Consider the following 15,732-nt stretch of genomic DNA (forward strand, 5'->3'; position numbering starts at 1 on the left):
TGGAGTAAAGCTTTTATATTGGGGGAAAATAGGATGAAATTTTCAAAGCCACTTTTTATTACAGTAGCGCTCTTAATAGCGCTCGTTATTATTGTACCTGCAGCCCTTGTTATTCCATTTGCGAAAGCAAAAGTAGGGGAAGAAACGGCCTCTAAAACTCCTCCAGCGATAGAAAGTATACCAGCTCCAGGAAAAGTAGATACAGCTGTTCAAGTTGCTGTATATCGTGAGAAACAAAAGAAGGTAGAATCATTACCTATGGAGGAGTATGTGACAGGTGTAGTAGCTTCTGAGATGAATGCCAGTTTTGAAATAGAGGCACTAAAGGCACAGGCATTAGCAGCAAGAACATTTGTAGTACAACGTATGCTAAGCGGAGGGAAGAAAAATAATGCGGACGTGACAGATACGGTGAAAGATCAAGTGTACAAAAGCAAAGATGAATTGAAGAAGCAATGGGGCAATAACTACGAAAATAATTTGAAGAAAATCGAAGAAGCCGTTTCGAAAACAGCAGGACAAGTTTTAACGTATGATGGAAAACCAATTTCAGCATCCTTCTTTTCAACGAGTAATGGTCGAACAGAAAATGCAGCTGACTATTGGGGAAATGATTATCCGTACTTGAAAAGTGTAGATAGTCCGTGGGATCAAGCCTCTCCAAAGTTTACGAGCGAGCAAACATTTACAGTAGCTGATTTTCAAAAACGTCTCGGTGTGAAAGTGCTAGCAGACGGGAAGATTGGAAATATTAAAGACCTTACGGAAGGAAAGCGCGTAAAGGATGTAGCTTTTCAAGGGAAAACATTAACAGGAAAAGAAGTTCGTGAAAAGTTAGATTTACGTTCGTCTGATTTCACGTGGAAACAACAGGGAGATAAAATCATCGTTACGACGAAAGGCTTCGGTCACGGCGTTGGTATGAGTCAATACGGGGCGAACGGCATGGCAGCGGAAGGAAAGAAATATACAGATATCGTCGCTCATTACTATAAAGGCGTTGAAATAAAGACGATGAATGATTATGAAGGAAAATTGATGGTGAAGAAATAGGTGTCAGAACTCTGGCATCTATTTTTTCTGTTTAAAATATCATAATTTTCCATTAACTGTTTGATATAATAGGATAAAAAGGCATTTGGGGGAAATGAAATGGCGTTACTAGAGTTGAAACAATTAGGGAAGACGAACCAGTTACCGGCAATTGAGCTAAAGGTTGAGAAAGGACAATGTATTGTTTTGCAATGCAATAATCATACAGCTAAAGTGTTACACCGCATTATTATTGGTGAAGAAGAAGCTTCGACTGGCAATGTACTGTTTGAAGGAGAAGTGATTGGAAAGAAAAATTATTCCCGCATCGGTTTTTGTTTTTTGAAAGATGAGGCATATGATCGTTTGAAGGTGAAAGAATACTTTAAGTTTTTAATAGGGCTTTATGAATCAAAGATAAGTATAGAAGAAGTTGTGCAGTCTGTTGGTCTCCTAGATAAGCTAAACGTTAAAATAGAAAAACTATCATTTTCAGAGAAGCGTCGTCTTCATATTGGACGAATGATGATTCATAACCCGGATTTAATCATTTTGGAAGAACCGGAGCAAAATGTAGATATAGAGAGTACGGTTATTATTCGAAAAGCAATTATGAAAATGAAAGAGCAAGGAAAGGCAATCTTTATTACGTCATCATTTCTATCGGATGCCCTTTCGTTAACAGAGGATGTATACATATTAAACAACGATGGTGTGAAAAAGATAGAAATTGAGCAAGAGGAAGTGGAAGAAGTCGGTGAAGAAAAAGTCATTCAAATGATTCCGCAAATGAAATTAGAAAGAATACCTGCGAAAGTGAACGATAAAATCATTTTACTTGATCCGATGGAAATCCATTTCATTGAAACGCAAAACGGAGTAACGCATATTCACGTTCGTGAAGGTGATTTCGTATGTGCCTTAACATTAAGTGAACTAGAAGCAAGATTAACAGGTTTTGGTTTCTTTAGATGTCACCGCTCTTATCTTGTGAATTTACAAAGAGTACGAGAAGTGATTACGTGGACTCGTAATAGTTTTAGTTTAATTTTGGATGACGAAAGAAAAAGTTCAATCCCGCTTTCGAAAGGACGCATGGATGAATTAAAAGGCGTGATTGGGCTATAAAAAGTGCTTCAATAAGCTTAACATGCGATTCATTCACCGGTAAAAATACTCCTTTTACCGGTATTTTACTGCGTAAACCCTTTGTTTTTCATATGATTGAGTCAAGAAAAGCGAAACAAACGAACGAAAAGCGCTAAAGCGACTTTCATCTATAAAGAAGAAAAACAAAGGGGATGAAGAAATGACATTGGCAATTGAAATGAAAGATGTAATGAAAAGTTTCGATGGAAAAACGGCACTTCGAAATGTAAATATTGAGGTGAAGCGAGGAGAGATATTCGGATTCCTCGGACCGAGTGGATCTGGTAAGACGACAACAGTAAAAATTTTAACTTCTCAATTGCTTCATAGCATTGGAACGGTAAGAGTATTAGGGAAAGATATTACAGGACCAAGTAGCATCGATTACAAACGAATTGGTATTTTAACAGATAACAGCGGTTTATATGAGAGACTTAGCATTTATGATAACTTATTATTATTTTGTGACTTATATGATTGCAAAAAAGAACGAATCGATGAAGTACTAGCGCAAGTGAATCTATTAGATGATAAAAAAACACCAGTAAAAAAATTATCAAAGGGAATGAAGCAACGCGTCAAACTAGCGAGAGCAATCCTTCATAAACCAGATATCCTCTTCTTAGACGAACCAACATCTGCACTTGATCCAGTAAACGTACAAAACATTCATAAAATCTTAAACGACTTAAATAAAGAAGGAACGACGATTTTCTTAACGACTCACAACATGGACGAAGCAGAAACGCTTTGTCACCGCATTGCCTTCCTGTGTGGCGGAGAGATTGTAGCACTTGATACACCGGAGAACCTTCGCTTACAATACGCGAAAGATCAAATACAAGTCGTGTTAAAGGATAAGAAGAAAGAAACAGTACAAAAAGATGAATTAGGTGCAAAACGTATTTCAGAATGGATGAACAAAGGAGAATTACTATCCATTCATTCACACGAACCAACTTTAGGCGATATCTTTATTGAAGTTACTGGGAGGGGATTATAATGACATTTTCAATGAGACGTGTATCAGCTATTTTTAGAAAAGAAGTACAAGATTTTAAGACAAATTCACAAGTGTTGTTAATGGCATTTTTACCAATTATACTTTCATTTTTGTTTAGCAGATTTGGAGTGGGAAAGGAAATGTTAGGCATTACTACTATAACGGCCTTCCTATTTGTCGCAGGCTTTGTTCAATCTATGATAATTGCAGAAGAAAAAGAAAAACATACATTACGTGTATTAATGCTATCACCGGCATCTTCGGTTGAAGTTCTAATTGGAAAAAGTATATTAACAGTATGTTTGACATTGGGCATTTGTATTGTGAACTTATTTATTTTGGATCAATTCAGTGGAAATCTATTATTGCTAGGATTTATTTTCTTATGTGGAACAATTCTATTTATTGTGATTGGAACAATGATTGGATTGTTAGCTGCATCTGTACCACAAACATCAATAATTGGAATGCCGATATTAATGACGATGTATTTGGCTGTACAGTTTGAGCCGATGGTTGAAAATAAAGTAATTAAGACGATGATTGGATATCTTCCAACATCTCATATTGTGAAAGCACTTAACAGTTTAGTAGGTGGGGCGGGATTTAGTAGTATTAGTGGGCATGTATTAAATGTTGCAGTTTGGCTTATTATATCGCTCTTTGTATGTTTAATCGTATATAAAAAGAAACAATTAGATTAAAAACTGAGCCAAAAGTGCTTAGTTTTTTCTTTTTTCTATCATTTCCTCGGAAATTTTGCAATTCTTATACATATTTTTACAGATTTTGTCGAAAAGTAATTAGTTATACGTTGTATAGGATACGTGAATATTGTTCAAAATGATTGCTGAGGTGATGATGGAATGCGAGGAAGAAATAATAAAAAGTCGCAAAAGGTAGTACATTTATTTCAAAAAAGATGGGTGTTTCCGGCACTATACATTGCTTGTGCAGCGGTAATCTTAATGGTTGCGCTATGGTTCCAAGGAGCTAATCCGAAGAAGACTCCAAACCACGATCAAGCAACACCGTATACACAATCGGAAGATCCAGCAGTACCAGTAACGAAATCTTCAGAAGTAGTGAAAATGCCAGCTGCCGCGAATGCGGAAGTAGTCGTACAGAAGAAATTCTATGAAGATGCAGCAACTGAGGCGGAACAAGAAAAAGCACTTGTCTTTTATAACAACACATATTCCCCAAACAAAGGAATTGACATTGCTGCGAAGAATGGAAAAGAATTCAATGTTGCTGCTGCTTTAAGTGGTACAGTAACGAAAGCTGAAAAAGATTCACTTCTTGGTTATGTTGTAACAGTTGATAGTGGAAATGGTGTAGCGGTATCTTATCAAAGCTTAGGCAGTGTGAAAGTAGAAAAAGGTGCAAGAGTTGCACAAGGTGAAGTATTAGGAACATCCGGTCTAAGTGCAATGAATAAAGAGGCAGGTTCTCACGTTCACTTTGAAGTACGTAAAGACAATGTGGCTGTGAACCCTGAACGTTACTTAAATAAATCAGTAACAGAAATTAAAGCTGATGCAGGTGCTGCAAAGGCAACGAACGCTTCTGGTAAAAAAGCTGATGACAAATCTCAAAAAGAAGAAAAGTCAACGAGCACGAAACCAGAAAGTAAAACAGAAGACAAATCTCAAAAAGAAGAGAAATCAACAAGCGGTTCAACTAGTGACAAAAAAGAAGAACCGAAGAAAGAAGAAAAATCAACAAATGGTTCTACAGAATCATCTAACGATTCTTCTTCACAAGAATAAGAAAGTGAAAAAATCAGTTTCCACTAGGGGAGCTGATTTTTTTATTTCCATATAAAAATACTCAATTTCGAGAAAAAAGTTGCAATAACAAGGAAAAATGACGAGATTCTCGAATATATATTACAAAAGGGAGGGGATACTGTGTCATTTTTATTTGTTCTGTCGACTGCTATTATTTTATTGTTTGTTTTATTCACTTTATATTATTATATTGCCGGTAAGAAAGAGGTTCCCCACCATCAATTATTAGAAGAAGAGTTTGAAAGAGAAGAATGATGCCTTATATATAAGGTGTCATTTTTTTTCGCCAAAATAGTCACTGTTAACGTATTTCTCACAAAAAAATGTAATTTTTCTTAACTTAGTCCGCAAAAATAGTGAACATGTAGCATATATCAGTAGTGCGGGCAATACAATGGTATAAACCAAAGCAAAGAGAGTGTTTGAGGTGAGAAATCGTGAATCATTTCATTATAAATCCAAGAATGTTTAACGCTTACAAACAGCACTCACACTTACTTCTTAGTCGTATGCAGCGAGGCTCATTTCACCCTTCTCACATCCAAATTAGGGAGGCGAGTGGTGTGCACGATTACATCAAAGAGAGAACTATCAAGATTGGTAAGTATATCGTGGAGACAAGAAAGACAGTGCGTGTCATTGCAAAGGAATTTGGGGTATCAAAGAGTACAGTCCATAAAGATTTAACAGAACGTCTACCAGAAATTAATCCAGAGCTCGCAAATGAAGTGAAAGAAATTCTTGATTATCATAAGTCTATTCGTCATTTAAGAGGGGGAGAAGCAACAAAACAAAAGTATAGAAAAGAAGATGTAGAGAAGCCTGTACGTCAATAATGTTACAGTAGCAAACATTCCGTTCACATTCGGTAATATTTTTCAGAAGAATTCTTTTTGCGAATATTACGTTTCTGTTAAATTTATGATAAAATCAGAAATTAGGTGAAAAGAATTCGGGTGTAACCTGATTTTGAATATCGAGGAGGAAAAAACGGGAATGTTTGCGCGAGATATCGGAATTGACCTAGGTACGGCTAACGTATTAATTCATGTTAAAGGTAAGGGTATTGTATTAAATGAGCCATCTGTTGTGGCAATTGATCGTAATAGTGGTAAAGTATTAGCAGTCGGTGAAGAAGCGAGAAGTATGGTGGGACGTACGCCTGGTAATATTGTAGCAATTCGTCCGCTTAAAGATGGTGTAATCGCAGATTTCGAAATTACAGAAGCAATGTTAAAGTATTTCATTAACAAATTGGACGTAAAGAGCTTCTTTTCAAAACCTCGTATTTTAATTTGTTGTCCAACAAATATTACATCAGTAGAACAAAAAGCAATTCGTGAAGCTGCTGAACGCTCAGGTGGTAAAACAGTATTTTTAGAAGAAGAACCAAAAGTAGCCGCAGTTGGTGCTGGTATGGAAATCTTCCAACCAAGCGGTAACATGGTTGTTGATATTGGTGGAGGTACAACAGATATCGCTGTACTATCTATGGGTGATATTGTTACCTCTTCCTCTATCAAAATGGCTGGCGATAAGTTTGATATGGAGATCTTAAACTATATTAAACGTAAGTATAAGCTATTAATTGGAGAACGTACTTCAGAAGATATTAAAATTAAAGTTGGTACAGTATTCCCAGGTGCACGTAGCGAAGAGCTTGAAATTCGCGGACGTGACATGGTAACAGGCTTACCACGTACAATTACAGTATGCTCTGAAGAAATTACAGAAGCATTAAAAGAAAATGCAGCTGTTATTGTACAAGCTGCAAAAGGCGTATTAGAGCGCACACCACCAGAATTATCTGCAGATATCATCGACCGCGGTGTTATTCTAACAGGCGGTGGAGCTTTACTACACGGTATTGACATGCTTCTAGCAGAAGAACTAAAAGTACCGGTATTAATTGCTGAAAACCCAATGCACTGCGTTGCGGTTGGTACAGGTATTATGTTAGAGAATATCGACAGATTACCAAAGCGTGCTTTGAGATAATTTGAAAGAACTAAGGCTAATGCCTTAGTTCTTTTTTCGTTTTTATATTTTTATATTTTGTTTTTTTGCGAAAATGGAAGGAAAATAGAGAAATATGAAGGAAACAGGTAAAATATTCATATATATGGTTAAATTTAATATTTCCTTATTTGAAAACGTTTATAATATAATGAGTCGAATACGACATTAAGGCAAATAATGTTTCAATACATATTGCCTTTCCCTAATTTGGGCATACACTCTTTTCTACCTCCGTGTCAGTTGCAAAAATGTGCAACTATTTTAATGGAATAGAGTGTGTGCATTTTTTTTTAGGAAGTTGTGCTAAATATAAAATGTTACTTTGTAATGACAAACAATAAACAAAATGGGATAATAGCAATATGTCCAAGTGGTAAGACCAATATTACAAAAGGGGCGATTGTTACATGCTAAATATAGAACAAATTAAAGAAATCATTCCTCACCGCTATCCATTTTTACTTGTTGATAAAATATTAGAAGTAGATGAAGGCAAAAGAGCGGTTGGGATTAAAAATGTATCCGCAAACGAAGAATTCTTTAACGGACACTTCCCTGACTATGCAGTTATGCCTGGTGTACTTATTGTAGAAGCATTAGCACAAGTCGGAGCAGTTGCAGTATTAAAGAAAGAAGAAAACCGCGGAAGACTTGCTTTCTTTGCAGGTATCGACAATTGCCGTTTCAAAAAACAAGTACGCCCAGGTGATCAGCTTCGTCTAGAAGTAGAAATGACACGCGTACGCGGCCCAATTGGAAAAGGAAAAGCAATCGCAACAGTAGATGGTGAAGTTGCATGTGAGGCAGAAATTACATTTGCGATTGGTGATAAAAAAGAATAGAAATTAAAAAATCTCCTTGTGAAAAGACAAGGAGATTTTTTGATTTCTGCTATATAACGATGAAACGATAATTTACAAACTAATCAGAAAATATCTTGTAAATAGATGGTAATTACCATATACTTACTTTATTATTTATCTAGAGAATAGGATAAGTGATAAAGGTAATAAAGAAATAAGGGCATTGTCATATTGTTAAGGTACTTAAATAAGACAAAGTAGAAGGTTATTGATTATGATGAAATGTGGGGAACTCAGCAAGAATATTAATTAGACGTATGAAATCGAGCATAAGAGAGAAAAGGGAAATGTCGCATTTCACAAAAGGAGATTATGAATATGTTCGGGAGAAAGAAAAGAAAACCATTACGACAATTAATTACACATAAAGAGCCTAAATCGCGTATTACAGAACAATACCGTAACATTCGTACAAACATTGAGTTTACATCTGTAGATAATCATGTTCGTTCTATTATTGTTACTTCAGCAGATCCAGGTGATGGGAAAACAACAACAATCGCAAATTTAGCAGTTGTTTTCGGACAACAAGGAAAGAAAGTTTTATTAATTGGAGCTGACTTGCGTAAGCCGACGATACAAAGCTTATTTGCTATTCATAGTTCAAATGGGTTAACGAACCTATTATCAGGACAAGCGAAACTCGTGCAATGCATTCAAAAAACAGATATAGAGAACGTATACTTAATGGCAGCAGGTCCAATCCCGCCAAACCCAGCAGAACTATTAGGGAGCCGGATAATGGACGAAGTGTTGCTAAAAGCATATAACATGTTTGATATTATATTAATTGACACACCACCTGTCCTTGCGGTTACGGATGCACAAATACTTGCGAATAAATGTGATGGAATCGTACTCGTTGTACGAAGTGAAAAGACGGAAAAAGATAAAATCGTAAAAGCGAAACAAATATTAGATAAAGCATCAGGAAAAATACTTGGAGTCGTTTTAAACGATAAAAGAGACGAAAAAGAGCAGTATGGTTATTACTAAAATATGAAAAGCCGACAAAATTGAAGTGCCCCCCCGAAATGGGGACACCAATCAAAACACCTAAACCACTTGTTCCCTAAATTCTTTAGGGGATAGGTGGTTTAATTTTTCTTGAATTCGCACACAATTGTAGTAATGAATGTATTCTAGCACAATCTTTCGCACAGTTGTGTTGGATACTTTTGTTATCTTTTGTGAATAGAAAGCTTCACTTTTTAAATGACCAAAGAAGCTTTCCATGACGGCATTATCATGGCAATTTGCTCTCCGGGACATGCTGGTGATCATGCCGTTTTCTTTGGCATACGCTTGAAATTCTTTTGCTGTATAAATACTTCCTTGATCTGAGTGAAGAAGGACATCTTTTACTTTTCGCCCTCTCATTGCTTGTTTTAATGTCTTCATCGCTAATGTCAGTGTTTGTGATTCGCTGATGACACAACTAATAATTTCACGATTAAAGGCATCCATAATCGTTGATAAATACAAGGTACGCTCTCCAAATAAGAGATACGTCACATCCGTAAACCACTTTTCATTTGGTCTGGATGCATCGAATTGGCGCTCCAATCGATGAGGGGCTACCATTGGCTCCGCACCATTGATATATTTCTTTTTCTTTCGACGTACTTTTGAAAGAATGTGATTTTGTCTCATGATTCGTAATACTTTTTTATGATTGACACACAGTCCCATTTTTCGAAGAGTAGCGGTCACTCTTCGATATCCATACCGGAATTTATGCCTAAGGTAAACGTCCTTTACTTTCTCTTCTATACCATCTTTCAAATCTTCCGTTCGTTGTAACCAACGATAAAATGTGGAACGGGGTAATTCTAATACGTTACACAATTCTTTTACCGTTATTTTTGTTTTTACATTTTCCCATAAAGCAACTACAGTTTCTGGTTTCAGTCCCTTTCGATTTCCAGATACTTTCCCCATACAAGTAATTTTGTTTTTAGATGTTTATTTTCTAAACGTAGCTGTTCTAATTCACTGAGCTCTTTTGGTCCTTTTCCATAAGAATATTGTTTTCCTAAAGGTTGTTGAAAACGGTACGTTTGATCGGTACGATACCACTTCATCCACGTCTTAATTTGGGAAACATTTTTAATTCCAAGCTTCTCCATAATTGTCCGATTGGAATATCCATCCTTTTTCATTTCAATCACTTTCCACTTTACTTCTTCTGGGTAATGAACTCTTGTCTTCAAACGAAAAACACCTCCTGAATTCGCATACTAAGTATGCGAATTCAGGAGGTGTTTTTTTCATGTACCACTATTCGGGTTCACTTCAAATTTTTGTTGGCTTTTTTGTTTTCTGAAAATTATTTATCAAGTTATACATTGTAAAAAGCATGATATGATAAAATTTTGGGGAAATGATTGGAATGTGTTGTCATATTTAAGATTATTTTGTAAGATTAAACTTGTTTCCTGTGAACAAATATAGAACTGAATTATTAAAAATAAAAAATGTAAGATTTATATGTTATAATTTTTCCTATGTGTAAATTTTAGAAAGTTGGAGGAACCTATGGAAGAAACAATTAATCTAAAAGAGTTATTTCATATCTTAAAAAAACGTTTAGCAATGATCCTCGTAATCGCATTTGGTGCAGCTATTGTAAGTGCTATCAGTAGCTTTTTCTTCATGACACCAATCTATCAATCTTCGACGCAAATTCTTGTTAATCAGAAGAAGCAAGAAGGGGCAATGTTCCAAGCTGGTGAAATTCAAACGAATATTCAATTAACGAATACATATAAGGTTATTATTAAAAGTCCAGTAATCTTAGAACAAGTGAATGAAAAATTAAATCTAAATATGACAGCGCAAGAGTTAACAAAAAAAGTTAATGTTACGAATGAAAAGGAGTCACAAGTAATTGCTGTAACAGCTGAGGATAAAGACCCTAAAATAGCTCGTGATATTGCGAATGCAACTGCAGATGTATTTAAAGGTGAAGTTGCAAAAATTATGAACGTTGATAACGTCACTGTAATATCTAAAGCAGAAGTAGCTGAAAATCAATCTCCGATTAAACCAGCACCTATGCTTAATGTAGCAATTGCTTTCATTGTTGGTTTAATGGCGTCAGTTGGTCTTGCATTCTTACTAGAATACTTAGATAACACGGTGAAAAAAGAAGAAGATGTAGAAAACTTACTTGGATTACCAGTATTAGGAATTGTAGCTCGTATGGATGAAGAAACAATGAACGTGAAATCACACGCTCCATCATCAAGAAAAGTGAGGGGACAAACAATTGGCTCTTAATTTATTTAAAAAGAAAAAAAATCATCGTCAACGCCGTCAATTAATTGCTCATCAACAACCGAAATCACCAATTTCAGAACAATATCGTAATATTCGAACGAATATTGAATTTGCAGCTGTTGATACGAATTTACATTCATTAATGGTCACATCTGCAAACCCAAGTGAAGGAAAAACGACAACGACAGCGAATATGGCAGTTGTTTTTGCTCAACAAGGAAAAAAGGTATTATTAATCGATGCAGATATGCGTAAACCAGCAATGCATCAAATGTTCCAAGTAGATAACATTTTTGGACTCACGAACGTACTAACACAGAGTGAACGTTTAGAAAAATGTGTGCAAACAACATTAGTTGATAATCTACATTTTTTAGCTTGTGGTCCAATCCCACCAAACCCGGCCGAATTGTTAGGTTCGAGATCAATGAAAGAGCTTCTTGGACAAGCATACAGTATGTACGATCTAGTTATTTTTGATATGCCGCCAATTTTAGCTGTAACCGATGCGCAAATTATGGCAAATATATGTGATGCTTCTATTCTTGTTGTTCGTAGTGAATCAACAGAGAAAGAAACAGCAGTAAAAGCAAAAGGATTATTGGATTCTGCAAAAGGTAAATTGTTAGGTGTTGTTCTAAACGACCGTGAACGTGAAAACGGCTTATATTATTATTACGGTGCAAACTAGTTTTAAAGTGAGATATGGTAAAAACATATCTCCTTTTTTCCCTTAAATATGAGCGATATCTCATATTCAAGGGAAAAAAGATCTTTATATGAGAGAGGGAGGATGAAACAAATGATAGATTTACATTGTCACATTTTACCTGGTATCGATGACGGTGCGCAGACAGTAACAAATAGTTTAGCAATGGCGCAAAAAGCTGTAGCAGAAGGAATACATACAATTGTCGCAACGCCGCACCATCAAAATGGCAAATATGTAAATGAACGTACCTCAATTATTCATCACGTAAAACAACTAAATGATGAACTACAACAACATAATATCCCACTTACTATTTTACCGGGACAAGAAGTCAGGTTATATGGTGATTTATTAGAAGACTATGAAGCTGGTAAAATTGTTACTTTAAACGAAACAAATAAATACATATTCATTGAATTCCCATCAAATCACGTACCTCGTTATGCTGAACAATTATTATACGAATTACGTGTAAAGGGAATGATTCCAATTATCGTTCATCCAGAACGTAATGCCGAGTTAATCGAGCGGCCAGATAAGTTATATAACCTTGTAAATAAAGGAACATTAACGCAAGTAACGGCAGGTAGTTTATTAGGGAAATTCGGTAAAAAAATTAAAAAGTTTTCACTTCAACTTTTAGAACATAATTTAACACATATGGTCGCTTCAGATGCACATAATACAACGTCAAGAGGATTTCATTTAGCGGAAAGCTATGAACTAATTGAGAAAGAATTTGGAACGAGTGTTATGAGTGATTTAAAAGAGAATCCGTACTTATTAATTAGCGGTAAAGCAATTTATAAAGAAGATCCAGAACAAATTCGACGTAAAAAATTGTTCGGTATTTTTTAAATAATAATTGGTGATGTCTCCTAACCGTTATCAACGGGGGCACTCGGTCGTGCTGTGGGTAGAAATTTTTATTTCGAACCTACCTTAGACGCTTGTCGTCGGGAGTATGACGTGAGGATGGGTTAGATGCCCATAATTTATTTATGTTAGAAACTCTACTTATGGAGTTGTAAAGACGACCCTATAAGTAGGGTTTTTGTTATTGTTACATATGGATATAATAATATGTTTGGGGGTACTAGATTTGAAAAAAGTAAGAAAAGCAATTATTCCAGCTGCGGGACTGGGGACAAGATTTTTACCGGTAACAAAGGCAATGCCTAAAGAAATGTTACCAATTGTTGATAAACCAACAATTCAATACATAGTAGAAGAAGCGATAGAATCAGGAATTGAAGATATTATTATTGTTACTGGAAAAGGTAAACGTGCCATTGAAGATCATTTTGATCATTCCTTTGAATTAGAGCAAAGCTTACTAGAAAAAGGGAAGCATGAGATGTTAGAAAAAGTGCAAGCTTCTTCAAAAATTAATATTCATTACATAAGACAAAAAGAACCAAAAGGTCTAGGGCATGCAGTATGGTGTGCACGTAAGTTTATTGGAAATGAACCATTTGCAGTATTACTTGGTGATGATATTGTACAAGCTGATACACCATGTTTACGTCAATTAATGGATCAATATGAAGGTACACAATCATCCGTTATTGGTGTACAAACAGTACCAGAAAACGAAACACATCGTTACGGTATTATTGATCCAGTTGAACAAAATAATCGTCGTTATCAAGTACGTCAATTTGTGGAGAAGCCAGCACAAGGAACAGCACCATCTAATTTAGCGATTATGGGACGTTACGTATTAACCCCAGAAATCTTTATGTTCCTTGAAAACCAGCAAACAGGTGCGGGTGGAGAAATCCAATTGACAGATGCAATTCAACGATTAAATGAAGTTCAACGTGTATTTGCTTATGACTTTGAAGGTACACGTTACGATGTTGGGGAGAAGTTTGGATTTATTAAGACGACGATTGAAATGGCACTTCAAAATGAAGAATTAAAAGTTGATTTAATGGAATATATGAAAGAACTTGTAAAAAAAGAAAAGGTACATTCATAAGAGAATGTCCTTTTTTATTATGAGTAAGATAAGAATTATATAAAGAAGGGAACAGATATATTGAGTTATCGAAAACGGCTCTCATTATTAATTTTATTAGATTCATTTATCGTATTAACTGCCGTGTACTTAAGTTATTGGTTCATACATCCAAATGTATTAAGTAAAATTCCTGCAACAGTAATTATTAGTTCTATTACATTATTGTGTAGTCATCATATTTTTGCTGCTATTTATAAGCTTTATAACAAGGCATGGGAATATGCAAGCATTGGAGAATTAAAGCAAATATTTAAAGCAATTACACTTTCTATTATCGTAACAGCAATTGTTCAACAAATTATAAATCATGATATTTATGTTCGAATTTTGGCTATCGCATGGATGTTACATTTATTATTAATAGGTGGTTCTCGCTTTGTATGGCGTATGTTCCGTGATACGTATATTGCTAAAGCTACTGATAAAAAGCGAACATTGATTATTGGTGCTGGTTCAGCAGGAACAATGGTAGTACGTCAATTACAGCATAATAAAGAAGCAGATTTATATCCAATTGCGTTTGTTGATGATGATAGAAATAAGCAAAAATTGGAGATTTATAATGTGCCGGTTGTTGGTACAACAGATCACATTCAAGAAATTGTAGAAGATAATGACATAGAACATATTATTATCGCAATTCCTTCATTAAATAGAGGTCAAATAAACGAGATTTTTGAGAAGTGTAGAAAAACGAAGGCGAAAACACAAATTGTACCGATGCTTGAAGATCTTTTAGATGGAAAACTCTCTGTTAATGAATTCCGTGATGTACAAGTGGAAGATTTATTAGGTAGAGAACCAATAAAGCTAGATGATGCAGGAATTGGAGAGAAGATTACAGGTAAAACAATTTTAGTAACAGGTGCTGGTGGATCAATTGGATCAGAAATATGTCGTCAAGTGATGAAATATAAACCAGCTAAAATTGTTCTTTTAGGACATGGTGAAAACAGCATTTATAATATCGAAATGGAAATGAGAGTTACATATAAAGATACAGTTGAAATTACAACAGAAATCGCTGATATTCAAGATCGTCATAAAATCTTTGAAATAATGAAAAAGCATCAACCGTATATCGTATATCATGCAGCTGCACATAAGCATGTTCCTTTAATGGAGCGTAATCCAGAAGAAGCTGTGAAAAACAATATTTTTGGTACAAAAAATGTAGCTGAAGCTGCAGATACGTTTAAAGTGAATACGTTTGTTATGGTTTCTACAGATAAAGCTGTAAATCCGACAAATGTAATGGGAGCTACAAAACGATTTGCAGAAATGATTGTGCAGCATATGGCATCGGTTAGTACTGGTACACGTTTTGTTGCGGTTAGATTTGGTAATGTTCTTGGAAGTAGGGGAAGTGTAATTCCTCTGTTTAAGAAACAAATTCAAAAAGGTGGACCTGTAACAGTTACTCACCCTGATATGATTCGTTACTTTATGACAATACCAGAGGCTTCAAGATTAGTTATTCAGGCGGGGACACTGGCTAGGGGCGGAGAATTGTTCGTGCTAGATATGGGGGCCCCGGTAAAGATTGTGGATTTAGCTAAAAATTTAATTACTCTTTCAGGTTACTCTATTGAAGAAATTGGAATTGAATTTACTGGATTAAGACCAGGTGAAAAAATGTATGAAGAGTTACTAAATGAAGGTGAAATTCATCCAGAGCAAATTTTCCCTAAAATTCATATAGGAAAGGCTGTTTTAATTGATCAAGGGATTTTAAGGCAGTTTATGAATGACTTTGAAGGAATTAGTAAAGAAGAAATAAGAGAACGACTATTAGATATTGCAAATAATAAAGTAAATATTGAAAATTAATTCAAGGGAAGGAAGTTTTAAAT

At 35.2% G+C, this 15,732-nt stretch carries 16 protein-coding genes; 15 read left to right on the top strand and 1 reads right to left on the bottom strand.

What is annotated here, in order from left to right; all coding sequences use genetic code 11:
• Positions 1-33: 33 nt before the first annotated feature.
• The 10 genes from spoIID to ACTFRH_RS19390 all read left to right on the top strand — a co-directional run bounded on the left by spoIID (position 34) and on the right by ACTFRH_RS19390 (position 8,855).
• Positions 34-1,053, top strand: coding sequence for a stage II sporulation protein D (gene spoIID, locus ACTFRH_RS19345; RefSeq protein ID WP_000672650.1), 1,020 nt, complete (start codon positions 34-36; stop codon positions 1,051-1,053).
• Positions 1,054-1,152: 99 nt separating this feature from the next.
• Complete coding sequence (locus tag ACTFRH_RS19350) at positions 1,153-2,160, top strand: LytTR family transcriptional regulator DNA-binding domain-containing protein (protein ID WP_001185928.1); 1,008 nt, start codon at positions 1,153-1,155, stop codon at positions 2,158-2,160.
• Positions 2,161-2,341: 181 nt separating this feature from the next.
• The gene (locus ACTFRH_RS19355) at positions 2,342-3,184 is read left to right on the top strand and encodes an ABC transporter ATP-binding protein (protein ID WP_000170830.1); all 843 of its coding nucleotides are present in this window, start codon (positions 2,342-2,344) and stop codon (positions 3,182-3,184) included.
• Positions 3,184-3,888, top strand: coding sequence for an ABC transporter permease (locus ACTFRH_RS19360; RefSeq protein WP_202822387.1), 705 nt, complete (start codon positions 3,184-3,186; stop codon positions 3,886-3,888). Before ACTFRH_RS19355 ends, ACTFRH_RS19360 begins: the two co-directional genes overlap by 1 nt.
• A gap of 162 nt (positions 3,889-4,050) precedes the next feature.
• The gene (locus ACTFRH_RS19365; RefSeq protein ID WP_001214926.1) at positions 4,051-4,956 is read left to right on the top strand and encodes a M23 family metallopeptidase; all 906 of its coding nucleotides are present in this window, start codon (positions 4,051-4,053) and stop codon (positions 4,954-4,956) included.
• Between the two features lie 141 nt (positions 4,957-5,097).
• The gene (locus ACTFRH_RS19370) at positions 5,098-5,232 is read left to right on the top strand and encodes a hypothetical protein (protein WP_000008901.1); all 135 of its coding nucleotides are present in this window, start codon (positions 5,098-5,100) and stop codon (positions 5,230-5,232) included.
• Between the two features lie 308 nt (positions 5,233-5,540).
• Positions 5,541-5,813, top strand: a complete 273-nt coding sequence (gene spoIIID, locus ACTFRH_RS19375) for a sporulation transcriptional regulator SpoIIID (protein ID WP_000544012.1) — start codon at positions 5,541-5,543, stop codon at positions 5,811-5,813.
• A 160-nt stretch (positions 5,814-5,973) separates the two neighbouring features.
• Positions 5,974-6,975 (top strand): rod shape-determining protein, encoded by a 1,002-nt coding sequence (locus ACTFRH_RS19380; protein WP_000457978.1) that lies wholly within the window; start codon positions 5,974-5,976, stop codon positions 6,973-6,975.
• Between the two features lie 428 nt (positions 6,976-7,403).
• Entirely contained in the window at positions 7,404-7,838 is a 435-nt protein-coding gene (fabZ, locus tag ACTFRH_RS19385) for a 3-hydroxyacyl-ACP dehydratase FabZ (protein WP_000931959.1), read from the top strand.
• 339 nt (positions 7,839-8,177) lie between these two features.
• Positions 8,178-8,855, top strand: coding sequence for a CpsD/CapB family tyrosine-protein kinase (locus ACTFRH_RS19390; protein ID WP_440048781.1), 678 nt, complete (start codon positions 8,178-8,180; stop codon positions 8,853-8,855).
• Positions 8,856-8,915: 60 nt separating this feature from the next.
• On the opposite strand, the gene ACTFRH_RS19395 is transcribed toward ACTFRH_RS19390, so the two are convergent.
• A protein-coding gene (locus tag ACTFRH_RS19395) for an IS3 family transposase (protein ID WP_202822385.1) occupies positions 8,916-10,072 on the bottom strand; the annotation gives its coding sequence in 2 pieces (ribosomal slippage) (positions 8,916-9,820 and positions 9,820-10,072; 1,158 coding nt in all).
• Between the two features lie 325 nt (positions 10,073-10,397).
• On the opposite strand from ACTFRH_RS19395, the gene ACTFRH_RS19400 reads away from it, so the two are divergent.
• The 5 genes from ACTFRH_RS19400 (at position 10,398) to ACTFRH_RS19420 (ending at position 15,709) form a co-directional block, all read left to right on the top strand.
• Entirely contained in the window at positions 10,398-11,141 is a 744-nt protein-coding gene (locus tag ACTFRH_RS19400) for a YveK family protein (RefSeq protein ID WP_202822384.1), read from the top strand.
• Positions 11,131-11,832 carry a CpsD/CapB family tyrosine-protein kinase gene (locus tag ACTFRH_RS19405; RefSeq protein WP_043935869.1) on the top strand — a complete coding sequence of 234 codons (702 nt, stop codon included), beginning with the start codon at positions 11,131-11,133 and terminating at the stop codon, positions 11,830-11,832. Before ACTFRH_RS19400 ends, ACTFRH_RS19405 begins: the two co-directional genes overlap by 11 nt.
• A 111-nt stretch (positions 11,833-11,943) precedes the next feature.
• Positions 11,944-12,711, top strand: coding sequence for a tyrosine-protein phosphatase (locus ACTFRH_RS19410; RefSeq protein ID WP_202822383.1), 768 nt, complete (start codon positions 11,944-11,946; stop codon positions 12,709-12,711).
• A 244-nt stretch (positions 12,712-12,955) separates the two neighbouring features.
• Positions 12,956-13,837 carry a UTP--glucose-1-phosphate uridylyltransferase BpsC gene (bpsC, locus tag ACTFRH_RS19415; protein WP_202822382.1) on the top strand — a complete coding sequence of 294 codons (882 nt, stop codon included), beginning with the start codon at positions 12,956-12,958 and terminating at the stop codon, positions 13,835-13,837.
• A gap of 60 nt (positions 13,838-13,897) precedes the next feature.
• A complete protein-coding gene (locus ACTFRH_RS19420; protein ID WP_202822381.1) occupies positions 13,898-15,709 on the top strand; it encodes a polysaccharide biosynthesis protein in 1,812 nt (603 codons plus the stop codon).
• Positions 15,710-15,732: the final 23 nt, after the last annotated feature.

This window comes from Bacillus cereus group sp. MYBK216-1 (assembly GCF_051916495.1).
GTDB lineage: Bacteria > Bacillota > Bacilli > Bacillales > Bacillaceae_G > Bacillus_A > Bacillus_A thuringiensis_K.

What these genes read in the sequence shown, in the direction of transcription:
- spoIID (WP_000672650.1), top strand. Translation starts at nt 34, where the DNA reads ATGAAATTTTCAAAGCCACTTTTTATTACAGTAGCGCTCTTAATAGCG.
- ACTFRH_RS19350 (WP_001185928.1), top strand. Translation starts at nt 1,153, where the DNA reads ATGGCGTTACTAGAGTTGAAACAATTAGGGAAGACGAACCAGTTACCG.
- ACTFRH_RS19355 (WP_000170830.1), top strand. Translation starts at nt 2,342, where the DNA reads ATGACATTGGCAATTGAAATGAAAGATGTAATGAAAAGTTTCGATGGA.
- ACTFRH_RS19360 (WP_202822387.1), top strand. Translation starts at nt 3,184, where the DNA reads ATGACATTTTCAATGAGACGTGTATCAGCTATTTTTAGAAAAGAAGTA.
- ACTFRH_RS19365 (WP_001214926.1), top strand. Translation starts at nt 4,051, where the DNA reads ATGCGAGGAAGAAATAATAAAAAGTCGCAAAAGGTAGTACATTTATTT.
- ACTFRH_RS19380 (WP_000457978.1), top strand. Translation starts at nt 5,974, where the DNA reads ATGTTTGCGCGAGATATCGGAATTGACCTAGGTACGGCTAACGTATTA.
- fabZ (WP_000931959.1), top strand. Translation starts at nt 7,404, where the DNA reads ATGCTAAATATAGAACAAATTAAAGAAATCATTCCTCACCGCTATCCA.
- ACTFRH_RS19390 (WP_440048781.1), top strand. Translation starts at nt 8,178, where the DNA reads ATGTTCGGGAGAAAGAAAAGAAAACCATTACGACAATTAATTACACAT.
- ACTFRH_RS19400 (WP_202822384.1), top strand. Translation starts at nt 10,398, where the DNA reads ATGGAAGAAACAATTAATCTAAAAGAGTTATTTCATATCTTAAAAAAA.
- ACTFRH_RS19410 (WP_202822383.1), top strand. Translation starts at nt 11,944, where the DNA reads ATGATAGATTTACATTGTCACATTTTACCTGGTATCGATGACGGTGCG.